Consider the following 3,195-nt stretch of genomic DNA (forward strand, 5'->3'; position numbering starts at 1 on the left):
CGGCCGGCATCCCTTCCTCACTGCGCAGCGCGTCGAAGAATCGCCATAGCGCGGGCGCGTCGCTGGTCGCGACATTGAACCGTATCCACGGCGAATCGCTTTCTTCCGGCACGAAGTAGGAGCCCGGCGCCAGCCAGATGCCATGCTCCAGCGCCAGCGTCGCCAGCCGGTTGCCCGACAGGGCGGCCGGATCGTTGTCTCCATCCGGCCGCACCCGCGCCCAGGCAAACATCCCGCCTTCCGGCCGCAGCAGCACTTCCAGGCCATGCGCTTCCATCTTCTCCGTGATGCCGTCCTGCTGGGCGCGCAGCCGCTCGGCCAGCGCCGCCACGTGGCGGCCGTAGTGGCCGCTGGTCAGCACCGAGTACACCAGCCGCTCGGTCACTTCCGACGAGGTCAGCCCCACCGCCATCTTGGTGCGCGCCAGCGCCTTGGCCAGCTCCGGGCTGGCCGCCAGATAGCCCACCCGTAGCGACGGCGTGATCGTCTTGGAAAAGCCATTCACGTAGATCACGTGCGACAGGCCGTCCATCGCCGCCAGCATGGGCGAGCCGGCAGGCGCCAGTTCGCGGTAGATATCGTCCTCCACCACCAGCAGCCGGTACTGCTCCGCCAGTTGCAGCACGCGGTGCGCATTCATGCTGGTGAGCGTGCCGCCCGTCGGGTTCTGCAGCACCGTATTGACGAACAGCGCGCGCGGCGCGCGGGTGCGGATGGCGTGGTCGAGCGCGTCGGTGTCGAGCCCGCTGGCGGTGCGGCGCACGCCCACCACCTGCAGGCCGGCCAGGCGCAGGATCTGCAGCAGGTTGCAGTAGCACGGGTCCTCCACCAGCACGGTGTCGCCCGGGCGCAGCAGCGTACGCACCACCAGATCCAGCGCCTGGGTGGCGCCCTGGGTCAGCACCACCTGCTGCGCCTGCACCGGCATGCCGTACTGGCTGAGCCCGGCGGCGATATGCTCGCGCAGCGCGGCAAAGCCATAGGGATGGCCATAGCCGGAGACCTGCGCCGCCGGCACCCGCGCCGCGGCGCGCATGGCCTGGTGCAGCCCTTCCTCGTTGAGCCAGTCGCCGGGCAGCCAGCCCGCGCCGGCCTTGATCGGCACCGAATGGTCGGCGAACACGTCGGATAGCAGCCAGGCGGCGTTCAGCCCCGGCGCTTCCCAGCGCGCCGCCGGCGGCTGGCCGGCGGGCGCGTGGCGGTGCGCCACCGTATAGCCCGAGCCCACCCGCGCGCTGAGGTAGCCCAGCGCGGTGAGGCGGCCATAGGCCTCGGCCACGGTGAAGGTGCTGACGCCATGCTGCTGGGCAAAGCGCCGCACCGAGGGCAGCGCCACGCCGGCGCGCAGCACGCGCCGGTCGACCAGGCCGGCGATGCCGGCCACGATCTGCTCGGTCAGGGTGTCTCCGCTGCGGCGGCTGCGGACGAGTTCAAGGTTAAGCATGCGTCACGTGTAAGAATCGACCTGTACAGTTTAATAGCCGTCGCCGTTCACTGGGAAGCGTCTTCATGCGATCGAGGATTGCGGCACCGCAACGCAAAAACCGCATCAGGGCTGACTTTCCGTCCTGGTGGAAGCGAAGCGGCAGGACGCATCGACCCGCCGGGGCGCAGGAGGCGCTGGCGAAACTGTACAGTTGTCTCAGTCTCGGCTGTACGGTAAGGCGGCGTTTTGCCGACCGTATATTCTTTATGCTAGGCCGGCCCGCTACAGTGGCCGCATTCACCGGAATCGCCTGACAACCCCGGCGCGGCGGCCACGGCCGCCGCCCACGAAACAAGCCCTGAGGAGGACGTATGGATGCCGCCAAGACCGTGATCCCCGATCTCGATGCCCTGTGGATGCCGTTTACCGCCAACCGCCAGTACAAGGCGGCGCCGCGCCTGCTCGCCTCGGCCAGCGGCATGTACTACACCTCGCATGACGGCCGCCAGATCCTCGATGGCTGCGCCGGCCTGTGGTGCGTGGCCGCCGGCCACTGCCGCCAGGAGATCTCGGAAGCGGTCGCGCGCCAGGTGCAGACCCTGGACTACGCGCCGCCGTTCCAGATGAGCCACCCGCTGACCTTCGAGGCCGCCACCAAGCTGGCCGCCATCATGCCGTCCGGGCTGGACCGTATCTTCTTCACCAATTCGGGGTCGGAATCGGTCGACACCGCGCTGAAGATCGCGCTGGCTTACCACCGTGCCCGCGGCGAAGGCCAGCGCACCCGCTTCATCGGCCGCGAGCGCGGCTATCATGGCGTGGGCTTCGGCGGCATGGCGGTGGGCGGCATCGGCGGCAACCGCAAGGTCTTCTCGGCCAACCTGATGCCCGGCACCGACCACCTGCCGGCCACGCTGAATATTGCCGAGGCTGCGTACTCCAAGGGCCAGCCGCAATGGGGCGCGCACCTGGCGGAGGACCTGGAACGCATCCTGGCGCTGCACGATCCGTCCAATGTGGCCGCCGTGATCGTCGAGCCGCTGGCCGGCTCGGCCGGCGTGCTGGTGCCGCCGGTGGGCTACCTGGAAAAGCTGCGCGAGATCACCAGCAAGCACGGCATCCTGCTGATCTTCGACGAGGTCATCACCGCCTTCGGCCGCCTGGGCGCGGCCACCGCCGCCGAGCGCTTCAACGTCACGCCGGACCTGATCACCATGGCCAAGGCCATCAACAATGCAGCCGTGCCGATGGGCGCGGTGGCGGTCAGGCGCGAAGTGCACGACACGGTGGTCAACTCCGCCGCGCCGGGCGCGATCGAGTTCCTGCACGGCTACACCTATTCCGGCCATCCGCTGGCCGCGGCCGCGGCCATCGCCACGCTGGACATCTACAAGAACGAGAACCTGTTTGGCCGCGCTGCCGCGCTGGCGCCCGTCTTCGAGGCTGCGGCGCATGCCGTGCGCGGCGCGCCGCATGTGAAAGACATCCGCAACCTCGGCCTGGTCGCCGGCATCGAGCTTGAGCCGCGTCCCGGCCAGCCTGGCGCGCGCGGCTACGAAGCCTTCCTCAAATGCCTGGAGCGCGGCGTGCTGGTGCGCTACACCGGCGACATCCTCGCCTTCTCGCCGCCGTTGATCATCACGGAAGCGCAGATCGGCGACATGTTCGACACCGTGAAGAAGGTCCTGCAAGAGGTGCAGTAATTGCATCGATGGCAGGGACAACGCAAGGAATACTGACGTGAACATCGCAGAAAACCGGCAGATCGC

Annotated in this window: 2 protein-coding genes; one reads left to right on the forward strand and one right to left on the reverse strand. The window is 68.6% G+C overall.

The features are described from left to right. Window positions 1-1,444: PLP-dependent aminotransferase family protein (locus tag P3W85_RS17200; protein ID WP_276265667.1), on the reverse strand; the 1,444-nt coding region annotated here is incomplete at its 3' end. Between the two features lie 353 nt (window positions 1,445-1,797). Here P3W85_RS17200 and P3W85_RS17205 point away from each other — a divergent pair. Further along, entirely contained in the window at window positions 1,798-3,129 is a 1,332-nt protein-coding gene (locus P3W85_RS17205) for an aspartate aminotransferase family protein (protein ID WP_017226371.1), read from the forward strand. Window positions 3,130-3,195 lie beyond the last annotated feature (66 nt).

The organism is Cupriavidus basilensis (genome assembly GCF_029335485.1).
GTDB lineage: Bacteria > Pseudomonadota > Gammaproteobacteria > Burkholderiales > Burkholderiaceae > Cupriavidus > Cupriavidus basilensis_E.